General features: G+C 63.9%; 14 protein-coding genes, 1 tRNA gene and 2 pseudogenes. 6 read left to right on the top strand and 11 right to left on the bottom strand.

Translation table 11 applies throughout. The features are described from left to right. Window positions 1-122: 122 nt before the first annotated feature. From AC1RTO_RS04815 to AC1RTO_RS04805, 3 genes are all read left to right on the top strand, one after another. Window positions 123-506: an EF-hand domain-containing protein gene (locus AC1RTO_RS04815; RefSeq protein WP_493159748.1), complete on the top strand. Its 384-nt coding sequence runs from the start codon at window positions 123-125 to the stop codon at window positions 504-506. 69 nt (window positions 507-575) lie between these two features. Continuing rightward, window positions 576-1,295, top strand: coding sequence for a response regulator (locus tag AC1RTO_RS04810; protein WP_293877644.1), 720 nt, complete (start codon window positions 576-578; stop codon window positions 1,293-1,295). 49 nt (window positions 1,296-1,344) lie between these two features. After that, complete coding sequence (locus AC1RTO_RS04805) at window positions 1,345-2,670, top strand: sensor histidine kinase (protein ID WP_493160334.1); 1,326 nt, start codon at window positions 1,345-1,347, stop codon at window positions 2,668-2,670. Window positions 2,671-3,234: 564 nt separating this feature from the next. Here AC1RTO_RS04805 and AC1RTO_RS04800 read toward each other — a convergent pair. Genes AC1RTO_RS04800 through AC1RTO_RS04790 form a run of 3 tightly spaced genes read right to left on the bottom strand, consistent with a single transcriptional unit; the run spans window position 3,235 to window position 6,380 of the window. Then, entirely contained in the window at window positions 3,235-5,358 is a 2,124-nt protein-coding gene (locus AC1RTO_RS04800; protein WP_493159747.1) for a M3 family metallopeptidase, read from the bottom strand. A 51-nt stretch (window positions 5,359-5,409) separates the two neighbouring features. Next, the gene (locus AC1RTO_RS04795; RefSeq protein WP_493159746.1) at window positions 5,410-5,613 is read right to left on the bottom strand and encodes a hypothetical protein; all 204 of its coding nucleotides are present in this window, start codon (window positions 5,611-5,613) and stop codon (window positions 5,410-5,412) included. After that, window positions 5,598-6,380 carry a Crp/Fnr family transcriptional regulator gene (locus AC1RTO_RS04790; protein WP_493159745.1) on the bottom strand — a complete coding sequence of 261 codons (783 nt, stop codon included), beginning with the start codon at window positions 6,378-6,380 and terminating at the stop codon, window positions 5,598-5,600. The genes AC1RTO_RS04795 and AC1RTO_RS04790 overlap by 16 nt, the downstream gene beginning before the upstream one ends. A 310-nt stretch (window positions 6,381-6,690) precedes the next feature. Here AC1RTO_RS04790 and AC1RTO_RS04785 point away from each other — a divergent pair, with 310 nt between their 5' ends. Further along, window positions 6,691-8,136, top strand: a complete 1,446-nt coding sequence (locus AC1RTO_RS04785) for a phospholipase D-like domain-containing protein (protein ID WP_493159744.1) — start codon at window positions 6,691-6,693, stop codon at window positions 8,134-8,136. A gap of 184 nt (window positions 8,137-8,320) precedes the next feature. Here AC1RTO_RS04785 and AC1RTO_RS04780 read toward each other — a convergent pair whose 3' ends face one another. The 6 genes and pseudogenes from AC1RTO_RS04780 to AC1RTO_RS04755 form a co-directional block, all read right to left on the bottom strand. Further along, the gene (locus AC1RTO_RS04780; RefSeq protein WP_493159743.1) at window positions 8,321-8,662 is read right to left on the bottom strand and encodes a hypothetical protein; all 342 of its coding nucleotides are present in this window, start codon (window positions 8,660-8,662) and stop codon (window positions 8,321-8,323) included. A gap of 354 nt (window positions 8,663-9,016) precedes the next feature. Beyond that, a complete protein-coding gene (locus AC1RTO_RS04775) occupies window positions 9,017-9,568 on the bottom strand; it encodes a hypothetical protein (protein WP_493159742.1) in 552 nt (183 codons plus the stop codon). Between the two features lie 646 nt (window positions 9,569-10,214). Then, a tRNA-Leu gene (locus tag AC1RTO_RS04770) sits at window positions 10,215-10,299 on the bottom strand. A gap of 79 nt (window positions 10,300-10,378) precedes the next feature. After that, window positions 10,379-10,762, bottom strand: a pseudogene (locus AC1RTO_RS04765) (magnesium chelatase subunit ChlI family protein); the annotation flags it as partial. Between the two features lie 19 nt (window positions 10,763-10,781). Then, entirely contained in the window at window positions 10,782-11,018 is a 237-nt protein-coding gene (locus tag AC1RTO_RS04760) for a hypothetical protein (protein ID WP_493159741.1), read from the bottom strand. A 10-nt stretch (window positions 11,019-11,028) separates the two neighbouring features. Continuing rightward, a pseudogene (locus AC1RTO_RS04755) lies at window positions 11,029-11,910 on the bottom strand (YifB family Mg chelatase-like AAA ATPase); the annotation flags it as partial. A 31-nt stretch (window positions 11,911-11,941) separates the two neighbouring features. On the opposite strand from AC1RTO_RS04755, the gene AC1RTO_RS04750 reads away from it, so the two are divergent. Both AC1RTO_RS04750 and AC1RTO_RS04745 read left to right on the top strand, forming a co-directional pair. After that, window positions 11,942-13,609 (top strand): recombinase family protein, encoded by a 1,668-nt coding sequence (locus AC1RTO_RS04750; RefSeq protein WP_493159740.1) that lies wholly within the window; start codon window positions 11,942-11,944, stop codon window positions 13,607-13,609. A gap of 57 nt (window positions 13,610-13,666) precedes the next feature. Beyond that, window positions 13,667-14,530 carry a hypothetical protein gene (locus tag AC1RTO_RS04745; RefSeq protein WP_493159739.1) on the top strand — a complete coding sequence of 288 codons (864 nt, stop codon included), beginning with the start codon at window positions 13,667-13,669 and terminating at the stop codon, window positions 14,528-14,530. Between the two features lie 437 nt (window positions 14,531-14,967). Here the strand turns inward: AC1RTO_RS04745 and AC1RTO_RS04740 are convergent, their stop codons facing one another. Together AC1RTO_RS04740 and AC1RTO_RS04735 are read right to left on the bottom strand one after the other, a co-directional pair. Next, the gene (locus tag AC1RTO_RS04740) at window positions 14,968-15,450 is read right to left on the bottom strand and encodes a surface-adhesin E family protein (RefSeq protein ID WP_493159738.1); all 483 of its coding nucleotides are present in this window, start codon (window positions 15,448-15,450) and stop codon (window positions 14,968-14,970) included. A gap of 874 nt (window positions 15,451-16,324) precedes the next feature. Then, a complete protein-coding gene (locus tag AC1RTO_RS04735) occupies window positions 16,325-16,567 on the bottom strand; it encodes a hypothetical protein (RefSeq protein ID WP_493159737.1) in 243 nt (80 codons plus the stop codon). Window positions 16,568-16,580 lie beyond the last annotated feature (13 nt).

Here is a 16,580-nt window from a genome sequence, read left to right as displayed (position 1 = left end):
GAGGTTCGACGATGCGTGTGGCTCTGGCTTTGATGACGGCGGCGGGCGGATGGCTCGCGACGACGGCGCTGGCGCAGTCGGTGGCCCCGCCCCCGCCTCCGCCCGCCCAAGGCGGCGGATTGATGCGCGCGGACGCGAATCGCGACGGCACGATCACGCGGGCGGAGATGCTCGCGGACGCCGATGCGCGGTTCGTGGCGATGGACACCGACAAGGATGGCAAGGTGACCGCGGCCGAACGCGATGCGGCGCGCGACGCGATGCGGGCGCAGCGGCGCGGCGGCAACGGCGGCGGTCCGCGCGGTGGTGGCGGCTTCGGCATGCGCGGCGATCCGGACGGCGACGGCGCGCTGACCCGTGCCGAGGCGGCACAGCGGGCCGGCGCGCGCTTCGACCGGCTCGATACCAACCGCGACGGCAGGCTGGATGCGACCGAACTGGCCGCGGTCCGGCCGATGCGCGGCCTCCGCAACCCACCGCTTCCCACGCCGACCCCGGCACAGTGACGACGCGGCGGGGCGGGTGTGCCCCGTCCGGTCTGGCAGGAGCGCGATCGCATGGCTAATGCCGAACCGATGGGAGACATGCCGCACCTGCTGCTCGTCGATGACGAGCGTTCGATCCGCGAGCCGCTGGCGCAATATCTCGGCAAACAGGGATTTCGCGTCACCCAGGCGGCGGATGCGGAAAGCGCGCGGACGCGGCTGGCCGCCTATGCGATCGACCTCGTCATCCTCGACGTGATGATGCCGGGCGAGGACGGCCTGTCGCTATGCCGGCACATCGCCGCGACCAGCGACACGCCGGTGATCCTGCTGACCGCCAAGGCGGAGGAGACCGACCGGATCGTCGGGCTGGAGATGGGCGCGGACGATTATGTCGTGAAGCCCTTCTCGCCGCGCGAACTGGCGACGCGGGTGAAGGTGGTGCTGCGGCGGCTGACCGCGGGCGGCGCGCGCCAGCATGCGCCCGAGAGTGGCTCCTACGCCTTTGCCGGCTGGGTGCTGAAGACGGGCGAGCGGGCGCTGGTCGACCGCGAGGGCGTGTCGGTGCCGCTGTCGACGGGCGAGTACAATCTGCTCCTCGCGCTGGTGACGCGGCCGCGGCAGGTGCTGACCCGCGACCAGCTGCTCGACCTGACGCAGGGCCGCGAGGCTGCCGCCTTCGACCGCGCGATCGACAACCAGGTCAGCCGCCTGCGCCGCAAGATCGAGGCGGACGCGAAGCTGCCGGAGATCATCAAGACCGTATGGGGCGGCGGCTATACGCTCGCCGCCGAGGTGACGCGCCTGTGAGGGTGCGGCTGTGACGTTGCGGCTGTGGCCGCGCAGCCTCGCCGGGCAGATGGCGGTGCTGATCGCGCTGGCGCTGCTGGTCGCGCAGATGGTCAATTTCGCGCTCGCCCTGCGCGACCGGGCGGAGTTCCGGCTGGCGCAGGCGACGCGGCCGGTCGCGATCCGGCTGGCGGACGCGATCGATCGCGAGACGCAGGGGCTGCGCACGATCCCGCGCGACCGCGGCCGCATCCGCCGGGCCGACGCCGACGGCATCCCCGCCGCTTTGCCGCGGATGCCGGAGATCGCCGCCGAACTGCGCAACCAGCTGCGCGAACAGGGCGTCGAGGTCGGACGGATCGACACCGGCGTGCGGGGCTGGACGGCGATGGACGATGCCGTGCTCAACCGCAATGCGTCGCGCAGCAATCGCCAGCGCCGGGCGCAGGATCGTCCCGAACAGGCGCTGCTGATCGCGGTCGAACAGCCGGGGCACGGCTGGCTGGCGGTGATCGTGCCATGGAGCGGCAATGGCGGGGTCCGCCTGTTCTGGCGCCTCTTCGCGCAGACGCTGATCCTCTACGGCGTCGTGCTGCTGCCGGTGCTGTGGATCGCGCGCCATATCTCGCGGCCGCTGCGCGACCTGACCGCGGCGGCGCAGCGCTTCGGCCGCGGCGGCGACGCGCCGGTGGCGGTGACGGTGCGCGGCCCCGCGGATATCGCCAGCCTCGTCCAGTCGTTCAACGCGCTGCAGCTGCGCGTCACCGCGATGCTGGACGAGAAGGACCGGATGCTCGGTGCGATCGGCCACGACCTGCGCACGCCGCTCGCCGCGCTACGCGTGCGGGTCGAATCGGTCGAGGACGACACCGACCGCACGCGCATGGCGGAAACCATCGCCGAGATGAACCGGACGCTGGACGACATCCTGTCGCTGGCGCGGCTCGGCCGGCCGAGCGAGCCGCTGACCGAGGTCGACCTCGCCGCCCTGGTCGATGCCGTGGTCGAGGATTTCCGCGATCTGGGGCAGGACGTCAGCTTCGAGGAGGCCGACCGGCTGCGCATGCGGCTGCGCCCGTCGCTGATCCGCCGCGCGATCCGCAACCTCATCGAGAATGCGGTGAAATACGGCGGCGGGGCGGCGGTGCGGCTGGTGCCGGACAGCGCGGCGGTGCGGATCGAGGTGGCGGACCGCGGGCCGGGGATCCCCGAGGAACGGCTGACCGACGTGTTCGAGGCGTTCACCCGGCTGGAAACCTCGCGCAACCGCGACACCGGCGGGATCGGCCTGGGGCTGGCGCTGGCGCGGTCGATCGTGCGCGAGGCGGGCGGCGACGTCCGGCTGGCGAACCGCCCCGACGGCGGCCTGTGCGCGACGATCGAATTGCCGCGTTAGCATGAACGCCGATCGTCGTTGACCAGACTTACGGCGTTGAAGATTGCACTAGAGATGGAGATGGTTCGCGCGGAGGCGGGGAGGACGCAGAGGTGTACCGTACAGGGGGCGCGTCACCCCGCAATCTCTACGGCCCGACAGGGATGCGTGCGGGGAAGGCGGGCGCAGCATCTCTGCGGCCTCCGCGCCTCCGCGCGAAAACAAACCCGTTTTCATGATCCCGACGAAGACGGGGGGCGATGCACCGGACGCCGGCACACCGCCCGTCGCATCACTGGCGGCGTTGGTCGGGAACCCCCGCTTCTTCACGTCCGGATTGCGATCGCGGACGGCGCTGAAGGTTGCACCAGAGGCAGAGAGGGTTCGCGCGGAGGCGCAGAGGACGCAGAGGTGTGTTCCGTATACGGGCAGCGTGGCCCTCCCATCTCCACGGCTCGACAGGGATGCATGCGGGTGACGCGGGCGCAACACCTCTGGGTCCTCCGCGCCTCCGCCCGACAATAAACCCCCTTCCCGACAGAGACGGCGGGCGATGCACCGGACGCCGGCGCACCGCCCGTCGCATCACTTGGCGGCGGTGGTCGGGAACCCCCGCTTCTTCAGCAGCGCGTTGACGTCCGGGTCGCGACCGCGGAAGTCGCGATAGGCGGCGGCGCGGTCCGTTTCGTTGCCGGTCGACAGCAGGATTTGCGCGAACCGCTCCGCGGTCGGCTTGTCCCACGGGCTGCCCGCCTCCTCGAATGCGGCGAACGTGTCCGCGTCCATCGTCTCCGACCACAAATAGCTGTAATAGCCCGCCGAATAGCTGTCGGACGAGAACAGGTGATTGAACTGCGGCAGGCGGTGCCGCATCACCAGCTCCTTCGGCATGCCGATCCCGGTCAGCGTCGCGCGTTCGAACGCATCGGGGTCGACGACGCCGTCCGCCACCGTGTGCAGTTTCATGTCGACGATCGCCGAGGACAGATATTCGGCGGTCGCGAACCCCTGGTTGAACGTCTTCGACGCCTCGATCTTGTCGAGCAGCGCCTGCGGCATCGGTGCGCCGGTCTGGTAATGGCGCGCATATTTGTCGAGCACGTCGCGGGTGAGCAGCCAATGCTCGTTCACCTGGCTGGGATATTCGACAAAGTCGCGCGGCGTGCCGGCGAGGCCCGGATAGGTGACGTCCTGCAGCATCGCGTGGATCGCGTGGCCGAATTCGTGGAACAGCGTCTGCGCATCGTCGAGGCTGATGAGGATCGGCTCCCCCTTCGCACCACGCGCGAAATTGTTGTTGTTCGACGACAGTACCGTCTGCGCGGGCGCCAGCTTGCGCTGGCCGCGATAGGTGTTGGCCCATGCGCCCGACCTCTTGCCGCTCCGCGCGAAATCGTCGCGATAGAACAGGCCGACCTCCCTGCCGGTGCGGTCGGTGACGTGCCAGACGCGCATGTTCGGCTCGAACACCGGCACGGTGCCGGTGATCTCCTTGAAGTTCAGCCCGTACAGCCGGTTGGCGGCGTAGAGCGACCCCTGGATGATGTTGCCGAGCTCGAAATAGGGCTTCAGCTGCGCCTGATCGAGGTCGTAGCGGCTCTTGCGGACCTGCTCCTGATAGAAGCGATAGTCCCAGGGCTCGATCGTGATCTTCGTCGCGCCTTTGTCCGCGATCGCCTGCATGTCGCGCACCTCTTCGCCGACCCGCGCCTTCGCCGCCGGCCAGACCCGCATCATCAGGTCCATCGCCGCGGCCGGCGTCTTCGCCATCGTGTCCTGCATCCGCCAGTCGGCATGCGTTTTGAAGCCGAGCAGGTGCGCCCGATCCGCCCGCAGCTTCACGATCCGCGCGATCGTCGCGTTCGTGTCGTTCGCATCGCCATTGTCGCCGCGGTCGACGAACGCGCGCCACACCTTCTCGCGCAACGCGCGATCGGTGGCGAAGGTGAGCACGGGATCGACCGCCGAACGCGTGTTGACGATCGCCCAGCCGGTCTGGCCGCGCTCCGCCGCCGCGGCCTTCGCCACCGCCCTGACGCTGTCGGGGATGCCTGCGAGCTGCGCGGCATCGGTGACGAGGATCGCCTTGTTCTCATCGGCGAGCAGGCGCCTGGAGAAGTCGCTGAACGCGCTCGCCAGCTCCTGATTATAGGCGGACAGCTGCGTCTTCTGCGCCGGCGTCAGCTTCGCGCCCTGCCGCACATAGCTGTCGTAGGTACGGGTGACGAGGCGCTGCTGTTGCGGATCGAGCTTCGCCCGAGCAGCATAGACCGCCTCGATCCGCGCGAACAATTTCGGATCGAAGGTGATCGCATCCGACGCCGCGGCGAACTTCGGCGACCATTCGCGGTCGAGCGCCTGATAGGCGGGCGTGTTCATATTGCCGGTCATCACGCCGAACAGCGTCATCACCCGGCCATAGCGCTGGCCGGCGAGCTGCATCGGCACGAAGGTGTTGGCGAAGGTCGGCGCCGCCGGATTGTCGGCGATCCGGCGGTAGTCCGCGGCGCGCTCCGCCAGCGACGCCTCGAACGCGGCCGGGAACAGCTCGGGCTTCACTTTATCCCAGGGGGGCACGCCGCCATAGGGGCCGGTCCAGTCGGCGAGCAGCGGATTGGCGGCCGGCGCGGTCGCCGCAGGGCCGGTCTGGGCAGCGACGCTGCCGGCCATCAGCGCGACCGCGCCGGTGGCGAGAAGGATGTGGTACAAGATACTCTCCGGATCATGACTATGCGCAGCATAGCCTCTGATCCGCCGACGTCACCCCGGTCGGTGCGCGCTCGCGCGTTCCGCCGCCGCGATCAGGCGGCGACCGGTCTCCAGCGCCGCCTCCGGGGTCATCGCCACGGCCACGCCATCGGGCCCGTCCAGCATGACCTGTCCCTCCTGCAGCGACACCGACCCCGGCTGGGTCTCCGGATCATGGGCACGCCCGCCGGCGGGCTCGTTCACGTCGTCTTCCATGCACCAAAATCCGAATAGAGATAGTCGCTGTTGAACTCCGCCGCGACGCACAGGCCACGCTGGTCGAGGATCTCGACCTGTCCGTTCCGGAACAGGAGCAGGCCCTTTTCGCGCAGCCGGCGCAGCGTGCGGTTGACGTGCACGCCGGTGAGCCCGCACGCCTCGGCAAGGTCCGGCTGGGTCAGCGGCAGTTCGAACTTTCCGTCGCGCGCGAGGCCGACCAGTTCCAGCCGCGCGTTGAGCTCGCAAAAGAAATGCGCCAGCCGCCCGTCCGCGCCGAGCCGCCCCAGCCGGAAGATCCATTCGCGATGCATCGCGGCATCGGCGAGGGTCGCGAACCACAGGAAGCGAGTGAGCCGCGGATGCCGTTCGGTGATGCCGACCAACGTCTGGTGATCGAACAGTGCCATCCGGATCGGCCCCAGCGTCCCGATATCATGGTCGAGCCGCCCGGTAGGAAAGCCGTGCAAATCGACGAAATCGCCGGGAATATGCACCGACACCAGCTGGCGATAGCCTTCGCGGTCGTCCATGTAGCGCGAGACATAGCCGTCGATCAGCATCATGCTGGTGTCGACCGGCTCGCCGCGGCGCACGAGGTGATGGCGCGCGGGATAGTCCTTCACCGCATAAGCCGCCTTTTCGAGGACGTCGCGTTCCTCGTCGGTCATGCGGTCCCTGCCCCGTCCGAGCAGGAACCGGCCGGTCATCGGAAAACGGCCGAGGGTGGCGGCAAGCGCCGCGGAGGGTGCGGGATCGTCTCTCATCGATACGGTAAAACCCGGATCGGCCGCGTAACGTTCCGTGGCCCGGACCTATTCCGCCGGATCGGTGCCGATCGTGCGAGCCCGGGCTCCCCGCCCCCGCCTCGCGCGCCTTCTATGACTTCACGGCGCCGCATTTCGCCGGTACGCACCGCAGCCATGCGGGCCGAGCCTCCCTCCGAGGCGACGGTCGGCGCCCCTCCCCACGGAACAGCTTGCTGGTCCCCCCGTTTCGACCCCGCGGCGGCGTGCTTCGTGCGCAATGCCGTGCTCGACCGTTTCCCACGACCGACAGAAGGACCACACGCCCCCGATGCTCGACCCAGCCCGTAACGTCTGGCGTATCGAACGTGCCGACCGCCTGTCGGTGATCGTCGATGCCGATCGCTATTTCGGGGTCGCCCGCGAAGCGTTCCTGCAAGCCCGGAAACGGATCATGCTGGTCGGCTGGGATTTCGACGCGCGCATCCGACTGGTCGGCAGCACCGGGATGACCGAAGGGCCGGAGACGGTCGGCGACTTCCTCTACTGGCTGATCCAGCGCAATCCCGAGCTGGAGCTCTACCTGCTCCGCTGGGACGTCGGCGCGGTCAAGGCGGCTTTCCGCGGCAGCACGATGTTCACCGTGCTCAAATGGATGCGCCATCCGCGCATCCACGTGAAGCTCGACGGCCATCATCCGACCGCCTCGTCGCATCACCAGAAGATCGTCTCGATCGACGATTGCCTCGCCTTTTGCGGCGGCATCGACATGACCGCGGAACGTTGGGACACGCGCGCCCACCGCGACGACGATCCGGGACGCCGCCTGCCCGGCGGCGGCAAGCCCTACAAGCCGTGGCACGACGCGACCACCGCGATCACCGGCCCGGCCGCCGCCGCGCTCGGCGAATTGTGCCGCGACCGCTGGCATCTCGCGGCCGGCCACACGCTGACCCCGGTCGAGGGCGGCGGCAGCTGTTGGCCCGCCTCGCTCGACCCGACGTTCGAGAACGTCGACCTCGGCATCGCGCGCAGCCAGCCGGAGATGCCGGGCGAGGCGCCGGTGACCGAGGTCGAGGCGCTGTTCCTCGACCAGATCAAGGCGGCCAAACGCCACATCTATTGCGAAAGCCAGTATTTCGCCTCGCGCCGCATCGCCGAGGCGATCGCCGCGCGGCTCGACGAACCGGACGGGCCGGAGATCGTCATCGTCAATCCGCTGACCGCACAGGGCTGGCTCGAGCCACTGGCGATGGACACGGCGCGGGCGCGGCTGGTCGAGACGCTGCGCCGCCGCGACAAGCACGACCGGTTCCGCCTCTACCATCCCTTCACCCGTGGCGGCACGGCGATCTATTGCCATGCCAAGATCACGATCATCGACGACACGCAGCTGCGCATCGGGTCGGCGAACATCAACAACCGCTCGCTCCGGCTCGACACCGAATGCGACGTGGTGCTCGACACCGAGCGCCATCCCGGCGCCGGTCTGGAGGACAGGATCCTTGCCACCCGCCACGACCTGATGGCCGAACATCTCGACGTCGCGCCGGAACGCGTCGCGCAGCTGATGGAGCAGACGGGATCCCTGATCGAGACGATCGAACGCCTCCGTGGCCCCGGCCGTTCGCTGCGCCCCTATGAGGTGCCGGACCTCGACGGCATCCAGAAATGGCTGGCGGACAACGAGGTGCTCGACCCCGAGGGCCCCGGCGAGATGTTCGAAGCGACGACGCAGCGCGGCCTGTTCCGCGGCCGGCTACGCAAGCGCGACTAGGCGGCGTCCCGGCGCTGCCCGGACGACCTGCGTGTGAACGGCGATACCGGCGGATGCGGGGCGTGGCGCGGCGCGGCCCGGCCCGGCACGGGGCCCCGCGGCAGACGAAGCCGGGCATTCAGATCATGGGCAAATCTATTAGCCGCCTGTGATCGAAGCGTATCTATTTCGATTTCGCACGGCTTCAGGAATGTCCGGGTGATGCCACCGCCAGTTCCTCCCCCGCCTCGCGCAACGCTTCCAGTTCGGCCAGTCTGACAGGATCGTCGGCCGCGATCGCCTCTTCGAGGTAGAAGGCATACGGTATGTCGCGCACCACCTCCCGCGCCTCATCACTATAGCCTGCGGATATGATCGGGAATGCGTCCACCAACTCCCGCAGGAATCCCTTGTCCATCTCCTCAAGATGGTCGGCAAGCGATTCGGTCATTTTTACAGCAGTATCGAGATTGAGCTCATCCTCATCGGTCAATGTGAGGAACACGACATACTCAGCGATAATGCTCGCAACCTGCATAGCGATCATGGCTTCACGACCTTTACATGAATGTTGGCGATGTTCATCCTACTAAATATCTTCAAGGCCTTGTTCTTCTGAACAGGCTTGAACCTCCCACAGCCTGATCAGGCGGTGTTCTGCCAGGACCGCCGACTGACGCAAATTCAGGGCCCGCGCGTTGGGCATATCGCTGACGGATCAACCAGGACAACCCAGCCCCTTCCGGGGCGAGCCTAAAACGGGTTGAGATCGTGCCCGATGCCTCACAAGTTATAAGATGGGCATTCGGATCATCGAATAACTCCGGTCAGTCGTCGTTGATAGAAATGAATCGACACCGATGTTACGCGGCCTTTACATTGGTCAGCGCTGGTTTGCCGTTCAATCTCGCGCGTCGCGCAGCGCTTCCAACTCGGCCATCCTCACGGGATCGTCCACTGCAAGCGCCTCTTCAAGATAGAAACCATAAGCGATATTGCGCACTACCTCCTGCGCCTCTCCGCTATATCCCTCCGCTACAACCGGAAATGCATCCACCAGCTCGCGGAGAAATCCCTTGTCCATGTCTTCAAGTTGTCCGCCGAGAGCCTCCATCATCTTCACAGCGCTATCGAGATTCAGTTCCTCCTCGGAGGTAAGCTCGAGGAACACGACATACTTCGCGATAATGCTCGCAACCTGCATGGCAATTATGGCTTGACGACCTTTACATGGATATTCGTGATGTTGAGCTTCAGAGCCTCGAGCTTCTGGACAGGCATAGGTACCTCCCGTGTCCCGATCAGGCGATGTTCTGCCAGCACCTGCGACTGACGCAAGATCTGCGCCCGCGCCCGGCCTGTCAACGACCGACCATTTTCGATCGATCACGTAATTGCCTTGGATGCCATCGAACTTCATGGGTCGCTTTGAGCCATCGGCCATCGTACGCATCAACGTCGGCGCCTGGCTGGGAAGTGCGCCGGCCGCCGTGTCGTTATATGCCTTCCAGGGTTTGGCGGTTCTGGTCGTCTCCTTAACCCGCCGATCTGCGGCGGATCGTAGGTCGGGCGCGGCCTCGCCATGCGCAGTCGACGCAATGCGGCGGTCTTGGACAGCGCCGCCGCCGGCGAAGATAAACCGGCCGGCCCCGGGATCGTGCGAGTGATTGAATTTGATTCGAGACCGCTGGGAACGAGCGCCGGTGGCGGCCTTCCCATCCGCAACCAGAAGGAAAAACCGTTGGATTGCCTATCGCGAGATGTCTCCGTCATGCCGCCCCACCGATTGTAGCTCACGAACATAGAGAGAACACGCACAGAAATGTCAAGATCGGACTATAGCATCGCTCGTGGACGGGTGCTTTGCGCTGCCCTGCCGGCAGTCAGTTTCGGGAGAATGGTGCCCCAGCTTGTAGTGCGTTTTCGCCAGCTTCCCCTTGCGGCAGGTTGTATTGGTTCACATTCGGGCGAAATGGCGCGCCTGATGGGCCGCGCAGAACCCTCGCGCTGAGTGACGACGATGTGAGACACCCGATAATCCTGCAACCAGAACGACCCTGCCCCTTCCGGGGTCAGTCAGAACAGAATGGGAGGGAATGTGGTGCCCCTGGCCGGACTCGAACCAGCATGCCTTTCGGCGTTCGATTTTGAGTCGAATGCGTCTACCAATTTCGCCACAGGGGCAGCGAAGCATCGCCCGATAGCGGGCGGGCTGCGGTCCCGCAAGGGTGCGTGACGGGCCGGCCCGCAAAACCCGCGCGGGTCAGGCGGTGGGCGCGCGGCGGCGGTAGCTCAGCGCCTCGGCGACATGGACGCGGCCGACCCCGTCCCGACCGGCGAGGTCGGCGATGGTGCGGGCGACGCGCAGGACGCGGGTATAGCCGCGCGCCGACATCCGCATCGCCTCCGCCGCCTGTGCAAGCCGCTGACGCCCCGCCGCGTTGGGGGTGGCGACCGTGTCGAGCACCGCGCCGTCCGCCTCCGCATTGGTGCGGACCGGATGACCGGCATAGCGCGCCGTCTGGATCCTCCGCGCCGCTGCCACTCTCGCCGCGACCTCGGCAGACCCTTCGGACGGTGGCGGCAGCACCAGATCGGCGGCGCTCACCGCGACGACCTCGACGTGCACGCCGATGTCATCGTGTAAGAGAATTGTCTTCAAGTCGTCAGGTGGCCCGGCCGTATCGCTCGATGCGCCCTTCAAACTCCGCTTTTAACTCTGGATCTGCGTCATAGGCAGGGTCCATGACCGCGAACCCTATCTCGGCGACGACCGACGCAATTCCTAATTTCAGGTCCTTACTATCGGGCTCGTGCTCGTTGAGAAGGCGAACAAGTTCGCCAAGTTCCCGTCCCGCTCGCAAGCCAGCAGTGGCCATGATGCGTGCCATATCTTTGTTCATTATCTATTCCTCACGCTACAGGCGACCTCCGGCGATAGCTTAAAGCCTCTGCTACATGGACACGACCGATCGTCTCGGTTCCAGCTAGATCGGCAATAGTGCGAGACACGCGGATCACGCGATGGAAACCGCGCGCTGACAGCCGAGCCCCGTCCGCCGCCTGCGCGAGCAACTTTCGCGCAGGCTCGTCAAGAACGGCGACCCGCTCCAGCAAGTCACCATCTGCCTCGGTGTTCGTGCGAATACCGGAGCCCGCATATCGCGTGGTCTGAATAGCACGCGCTGCCGCCACCCTCGCGCGCACCTCCGCCGATCCTTCGGTCGGCGGCGGCAATATGAGGTCCGCTGCTGAAACCGCGTTCACCTCCAGATGGATGTCCACTCTGTCGAGCAGCGGCCCCGACACCTTCGCCTGATAGTCGGCGGCGCAGCGGGGTGCGCGGGCGCAGGCGAGGCTGGCATCGCCGAGGTGGCCGCAGCGGCACGGATTCATCGCCGCGATCAGCTGGACACGCGCCGGAAAGGTGACGTGGGCATTGGCGCGCGCGACGCTGACCACGCCCGCCTCCAGCGGCTGGCGCAGCGAATCGAGCACGCCGCGCTGGAATTCCGGCAGCTCGTCGAGGAACAGCACGCCGAGATGCGCGAGGCTGACCTCGCCCGGCTTCACCCGCAACCCGCCGCCGGTCAGCGCCGCCATCGACGCGCTGTGATGCGGGCTGCGGAACGGCCGGTTGCGCGTCAGCCGCCCGCCCGCCAGCGTGCCGGCGACGGACTGCACCATCGACACCTCCAGCGCCTCGGCCGCGTCGAGCGGCGGCAGGATGCCGGGCAGGCATGACGCCATCAGCGACTTGCCGGCGCCGGGCGGGCCCACCATCAGCAGGTTATGTTAGCGGTGTCGGAGATCGTAAGAGACCGTTATGCAAGCCATTCTCTACAGCCGTTGGTCGAGCCTTGAACAGTCCGGCACGACGTCAGCGCCCCGTCAGCTTGAACTATGCGAGGCGTTCGCGCGGGCGAAAGGCTGGGACGTTGGCGAAAGGTTGGTAGACTCGGGACGCTCTGCATGGACCGGCGAAAACCTGACTGTGGGTAACCTTGGCCAGTTTGCTGAACGGGTCCAACGCGATGGCGGGACTGGTCTGGTGCTGATCGTAGAAAAACTCGATCGCCTGTCCAGACAGAAACCGCGCGTGATGGCGCGATGGATTGAAACGATGGTTTTAACGGGGCTGACGATCGCAACCGGCGATGGTCGCCACGTGCTGACGGAAGCCGCGCTTGATAACCCGATGACTTATATGTCGCTAATTTTCGAGGCTTTCCGGGGATACGAAGAGTCGGAAACCAAATCGATCCGGGTTGCTAATGCATGGCAGCAGAAGCGGGAACGCGGAGCGCCCATGACAACTCGCTGCCCCGGCTGGCTGACCATCAGCGAAAAAGACACCGGATTTAAATCCGGCACCAACGCGACCGCGACCTACCAGCCCATCCCCGAACGTGTCGCAATCGTCCGACGCATCTTCGATATGACGGAACAGGGTTTAGGTAAGGCCACGATCGCCGCGACGTTCAACCGGGAGCGCATCGAGACGTTCGGAACGGGCAACGGCTGGTATGCCAGTTATGTGCAGAAAATACTCTGCAACCGGGCTGTCATTGGCGAGTATCAACCCCATACGAAGCCCAAAGGCGAGACGCGGACGCCGGTGGGTGAAGCCATCCCCGACTACTTTCCTGCCGTCGTGCCCATCGAACAATTCGAACGCGTCAATGACGTGAAAGCGCGCGCTGTCGCGGCAGTCCAAGGTGGGCGGGAAAAGCTGGTTAATATTCTGTCCGGCCTGACTACTTGCACAGCCTGCGGAAAGGCCATGACCGCCATCAACTGTGGGGTGGAAAAGCTGGCCGATGGAACCGTGGTCAGCCGCCGCTACCTTATGTGCACAAGCGCCTACCGTAGCCATGGATGCACGAACCGGGTCCGCTTTGGCTACAAGATGGTGGAAACTTTGGTTCTGGACGAACTGCTGCACCTCGCGATGGACGATCAGCATTTCGCTGCACCAAGCGCGGGGGGAACGGTTGAAAAGGCGCTGGCGGAAGCCAAGCGTGGGCTGACCGTCGCTGAAAAGCGGATGCGCGTCGCCTTAGAGGAACGCGAGGATGACCCTGACGATGAGATGGCCAAGGGGCTGTACCGAAAGCGTCGGGATGAATTCAAAGCCGCCAAGGTCGAGGTTGAACGGCTGGAGAGTGAGGTTGCGACATTGCGTGGCGCTGTGACGCCTACAGAGCATTTACGGCGCGTTTCGGAGGTCCGGGCTATGATGCAGGCCGATGATCCAGACACGCGCTACAAGGCCCGTCAGAGGGTCAAACTGGCATTGAACGATCTGGTGGAGACGATCGCGTTCAATGGCCGCAAGCGCCGGTGGACGCTGGCGTTGGTCGATCACGTCAGGACGGTGACGTTCAACATGGATGGGTCCAAGGGTCTGGACGTGGATTGGACGGAAATGAAGCCGGAGTGGGTCACGGACGCGGGACCGGTGGTGGATGCATACCAGCGGCGGAAGGGATAGGCGTTGAGCTCGCGCCCTCCCCTTCTCAGCCGCAGTTGATACGGCTACGTTACTTGGATGCAGGTTATTCCGAATGATGCTCAGGAGCGCCACGCTCTCGTTGTTGAGCAAGCCCAAATCGTTATTGCCAGAATCCATGATCTGTTGCTCAACAAGGGGCTCTACAGCTATGTCGATACCAAAGGTGTAATCGGCACGTCGGTAGAAACGCGTATACGGAACGCGAGTGTTGGAACACTGGACTGCTACTGCGTTGGCTGCAAGAAAGAGACGCCGTTCTTTATCAAATCTAAGGAGGTCGCAAGTGTTGGCGGTGGTTTGCGAGATGGCGACGCGCCTCTATACCCTCCGCAGATTATCGGCCTTCAAGCGGTCTGCCAGCGTGACCTAACAACATACCTGTATGTATTCCATAAGGTGGGCGACCTGCTGATCAAAATCGGCCAACATCCATCCATGGCTGATATTGCTTTTGGTGAACTCAAGAGCTTCGACAAACACTTAGACTCACTGGACCGCAAAGAGCTTGGACAAGCTATCGGCCTGTTTGCTCACGATGCTGCGTCCGGAGCGTTCGTTTATCTTCGTCGAGTATTCGAAAGAATGATCGGGCGCGCCCACGAGCGGCACGCGGAACATTCTGGAGTGATCGACGGCTTTGAAACCATGCGGATGGACGAGAGAATCGCCGCATTGAAGAACGAATTACCGGAACGACTTGTGCGCAACAAAGCCGTCTTTTCGGTGCTGAGCGTTGGCATACATGAGCTTACCGATGAACAATGCACGAAGTTGTTCCCGGTGGTAAAAGCTGTCATCTTTCAGATGCTGGAGCAGGAAGAGCACGACCGGACGAAAGCCGCTGCCGAACGTGAAACCGACGCTGCGTTCGCCGCGCTTTTGAGTGAGGGCATTAAGTAGTTGGTTACCGCAGGATCAAATACAGCATGACCGCAAAGACGATTGCCGCTGTCCACACCATACCTTGTGCATCCGATGCTGTTCTGTACCCCGGCTTGCGAAGATGGCCGCCAACTCCGCAGCACGGTCGTCATCCAGCGTTTTAGCTACAGCTTTGAGATCGTAGGTGCCGTCGATCGTGACTTCCGAGTTGTCCTGATCGATAGATGCATCCCGGATTGTACCGGAACCACCGGGAGCGTCAGCGCCGATTGCATGCATATCGAGTAGGCTGAAAGGTTGGACGCGGTGACGATCATGCGTCACCCCGGTGGTCTTTATCAGCGGTCGGAAGACGCAACTGCTCCGCGATCTTGTATTTTCTTCCCGCTGCTTCCATCCCCAGATGAAGCCACCAAATGCGCATGCGACCGCGACGCATAGGACGAATGGCCATGTCATTTCTGCGAGCCCCCTACTTGCCCCTTGTTGCGCATCGTGGAGACGACGACGCGGAATAGCTCCAGCGCTGTCATGTGGCCGATGTCCGCATCCTTTACGACCCGGCCACAGGCGATCGCCAGCGTTTCAGATGCAGTCGTTCCAACGGGCGGATACCCCCACGTTTCCGCAGGCAGCTTACCGGTGACGTTGCCCTTGGCGTCGTAAACGCTCTGGCTAAGCACTTGCGAACGTTCCTGACGGCAGTCGAATTCATTTAGGGACTGGACATACAGCGGCAGACCCTGCGCCTCACCCTTCGTAATGACCGTCATGACCCATGCTCGCTGCATGCCGTTGACAAACCGGATCGTGTCCAGATCGATCGCTACGAACGTCCCCTTGTCCGCATCTGCGCCGAGAGGAACGAAACGGTCTGCACTCGCCGGTGTCGCGACGACTGTAGCGGCAATCATCGCTGCGATGGTGGTGCGGATCATGGATGCAGATTAACCCGGAAAGTCTAAAAAAATACCTCGCCAAAAGGCTGGCACTGGCCGTTTTTTCGAATCAGTCCGATACGGAAATGCCACTAGTGGGTGTAATTTTCTTACGGGCTGAGTAAGATCGTTGCGCAACATGCTACACTGTCCGCCAAAGCTACAACCAAATACTTTAAATCTGTGTAAACAGCATTACGGAAGCTTTTTTACGGAGTTATCGACACGCTAACTCTGATTCAGTATCAACAACTAACAACCCTTTGAAAAATAGGTTCCAGCACAATCATACGAGGTTGACAGTCATCGCAACAGTTCCGTTGGCGACGTGCCGAAATGATGTTTGCGAACCCCTTATTGAATAGTCGATGCGACTGTCCGATAAGCAGTATTATTGGACGCGACTATCTCGTAAACGCCGGGTCCGGTAGCTCCACCGTCGAGCAATAATGCGTTGCTAACGCTTGTACTGATCAATCAGACTTCGCCATCTGCGCGCATATGAAGGCGGTTGATCGCGCAATTGACTTCAGCAGAATAGACATAACGACCGGCTGACCAACGCAGCTTAAGTGTATTCCCGGCTGTCGAACGCTCACCGGCCCATCCGAGGGCTGCGGCAAGCGCAACCTCGTTGTTCGTGCCACCGTCACCCACTGCCCCGAAAATCAGCGACCGATGCGCTATCCCGAAGCTTGGACGCAACAGTCCGAGTAATGGCCCTTGTGGAGTTTGCTTTGAATCAAACCAGCGCAGAGCCACCGGGTGCCATGACCGTGGCGAGACCGTCGCCGAGATCGCCCTTGATCCCTTGGAATTCACGATCGCCCTTATCGCCGGTCTGCCCGGTGATGCAGTGACCCACTGACAGCATTTATCGTCCCGAGGCGACCGACGTGGCGGGCTTGACGACATTCAATCCATCATCGTCTTTGGTGTTGCCCTTTTGCCAGATGTACATGCCGTCATTCTCGTCGCTGGGTTCAATCTGACCCGAAACAATGACGGAATGGCCATTGCGGAGGTTGCGCGGCAGATGATTGGGAAGAGCGTCGACGTTGGTAAGTGTTTGAAGGTCGTCACCGATCGATAGGGTGGCCTTGCTGAACGATGTCATCCATTATTAATAC

This window comes from Sphingomonas sp. GW821-FHT10F09, assembly GCF_058809195.1.
The sequence above is the reverse complement of the archived record's forward strand: the minus strand, read 5'-3'. Positions and strand labels throughout refer to the sequence as shown.

Bases quoted from the DNA above. Each gene is read 5' to 3' on its own strand.
- AC1RTO_RS04790 (WP_493159745.1), bottom strand. From the start codon at position 6,380: ATGAGAGACGATCCCGCACCCTCCGCGGCGCTTGCCGCCACCCTCGGC.
- AC1RTO_RS04775 (WP_493159742.1), bottom strand. From the start codon at position 9,568: ATGCGTACGATGGCCGATGGCTCAAAGCGACCCATGAAGTTCGATGGC.
- AC1RTO_RS04815 (WP_493159748.1), top strand. From the start codon at position 123: ATGCGCGCGGACGCGAATCGCGACGGCACGATCACGCGGGCGGAGATG.
- AC1RTO_RS04785 (WP_493159744.1), top strand. From the start codon at position 6,691: ATGCTCGACCCAGCCCGTAACGTCTGGCGTATCGAACGTGCCGACCGC.
- AC1RTO_RS04760 (WP_493159741.1), bottom strand. From the start codon at position 11,018: ATGAACAAAGATATGGCACGCATCATGGCCACTGCTGGCTTGCGAGCG.
- AC1RTO_RS04745 (WP_493159739.1), top strand. From the start codon at position 13,667: ATGCAGGTTATTCCGAATGATGCTCAGGAGCGCCACGCTCTCGTTGTT.
- AC1RTO_RS04795 (WP_493159746.1), bottom strand. From the start codon at position 5,613: ATGGAAGACGACGTGAACGAGCCCGCCGGCGGGCGTGCCCATGATCCG.
- AC1RTO_RS04810 (WP_293877644.1), top strand. From the start codon at position 576: ATGGGAGACATGCCGCACCTGCTGCTCGTCGATGACGAGCGTTCGATC.
- AC1RTO_RS04750 (WP_493159740.1), top strand. From the start codon at position 11,942: ATGCAAGCCATTCTCTACAGCCGTTGGTCGAGCCTTGAACAGTCCGGC.
- AC1RTO_RS04805 (WP_493160334.1), top strand. From the start codon at position 1,345: ATGGCGGTGCTGATCGCGCTGGCGCTGCTGGTCGCGCAGATGGTCAAT.
- AC1RTO_RS04735 (WP_493159737.1), bottom strand. From the start codon at position 16,567: ATGACATCGTTCAGCAAGGCCACCCTATCGATCGGTGACGACCTTCAA.
- AC1RTO_RS04780 (WP_493159743.1), bottom strand. From the start codon at position 8,662: ATGATCGCTATGCAGGTTGCGAGCATTATCGCTGAGTATGTCGTGTTC.
- AC1RTO_RS04740 (WP_493159738.1), bottom strand. From the start codon at position 15,450: ATGATCCGCACCACCATCGCAGCGATGATTGCCGCTACAGTCGTCGCG.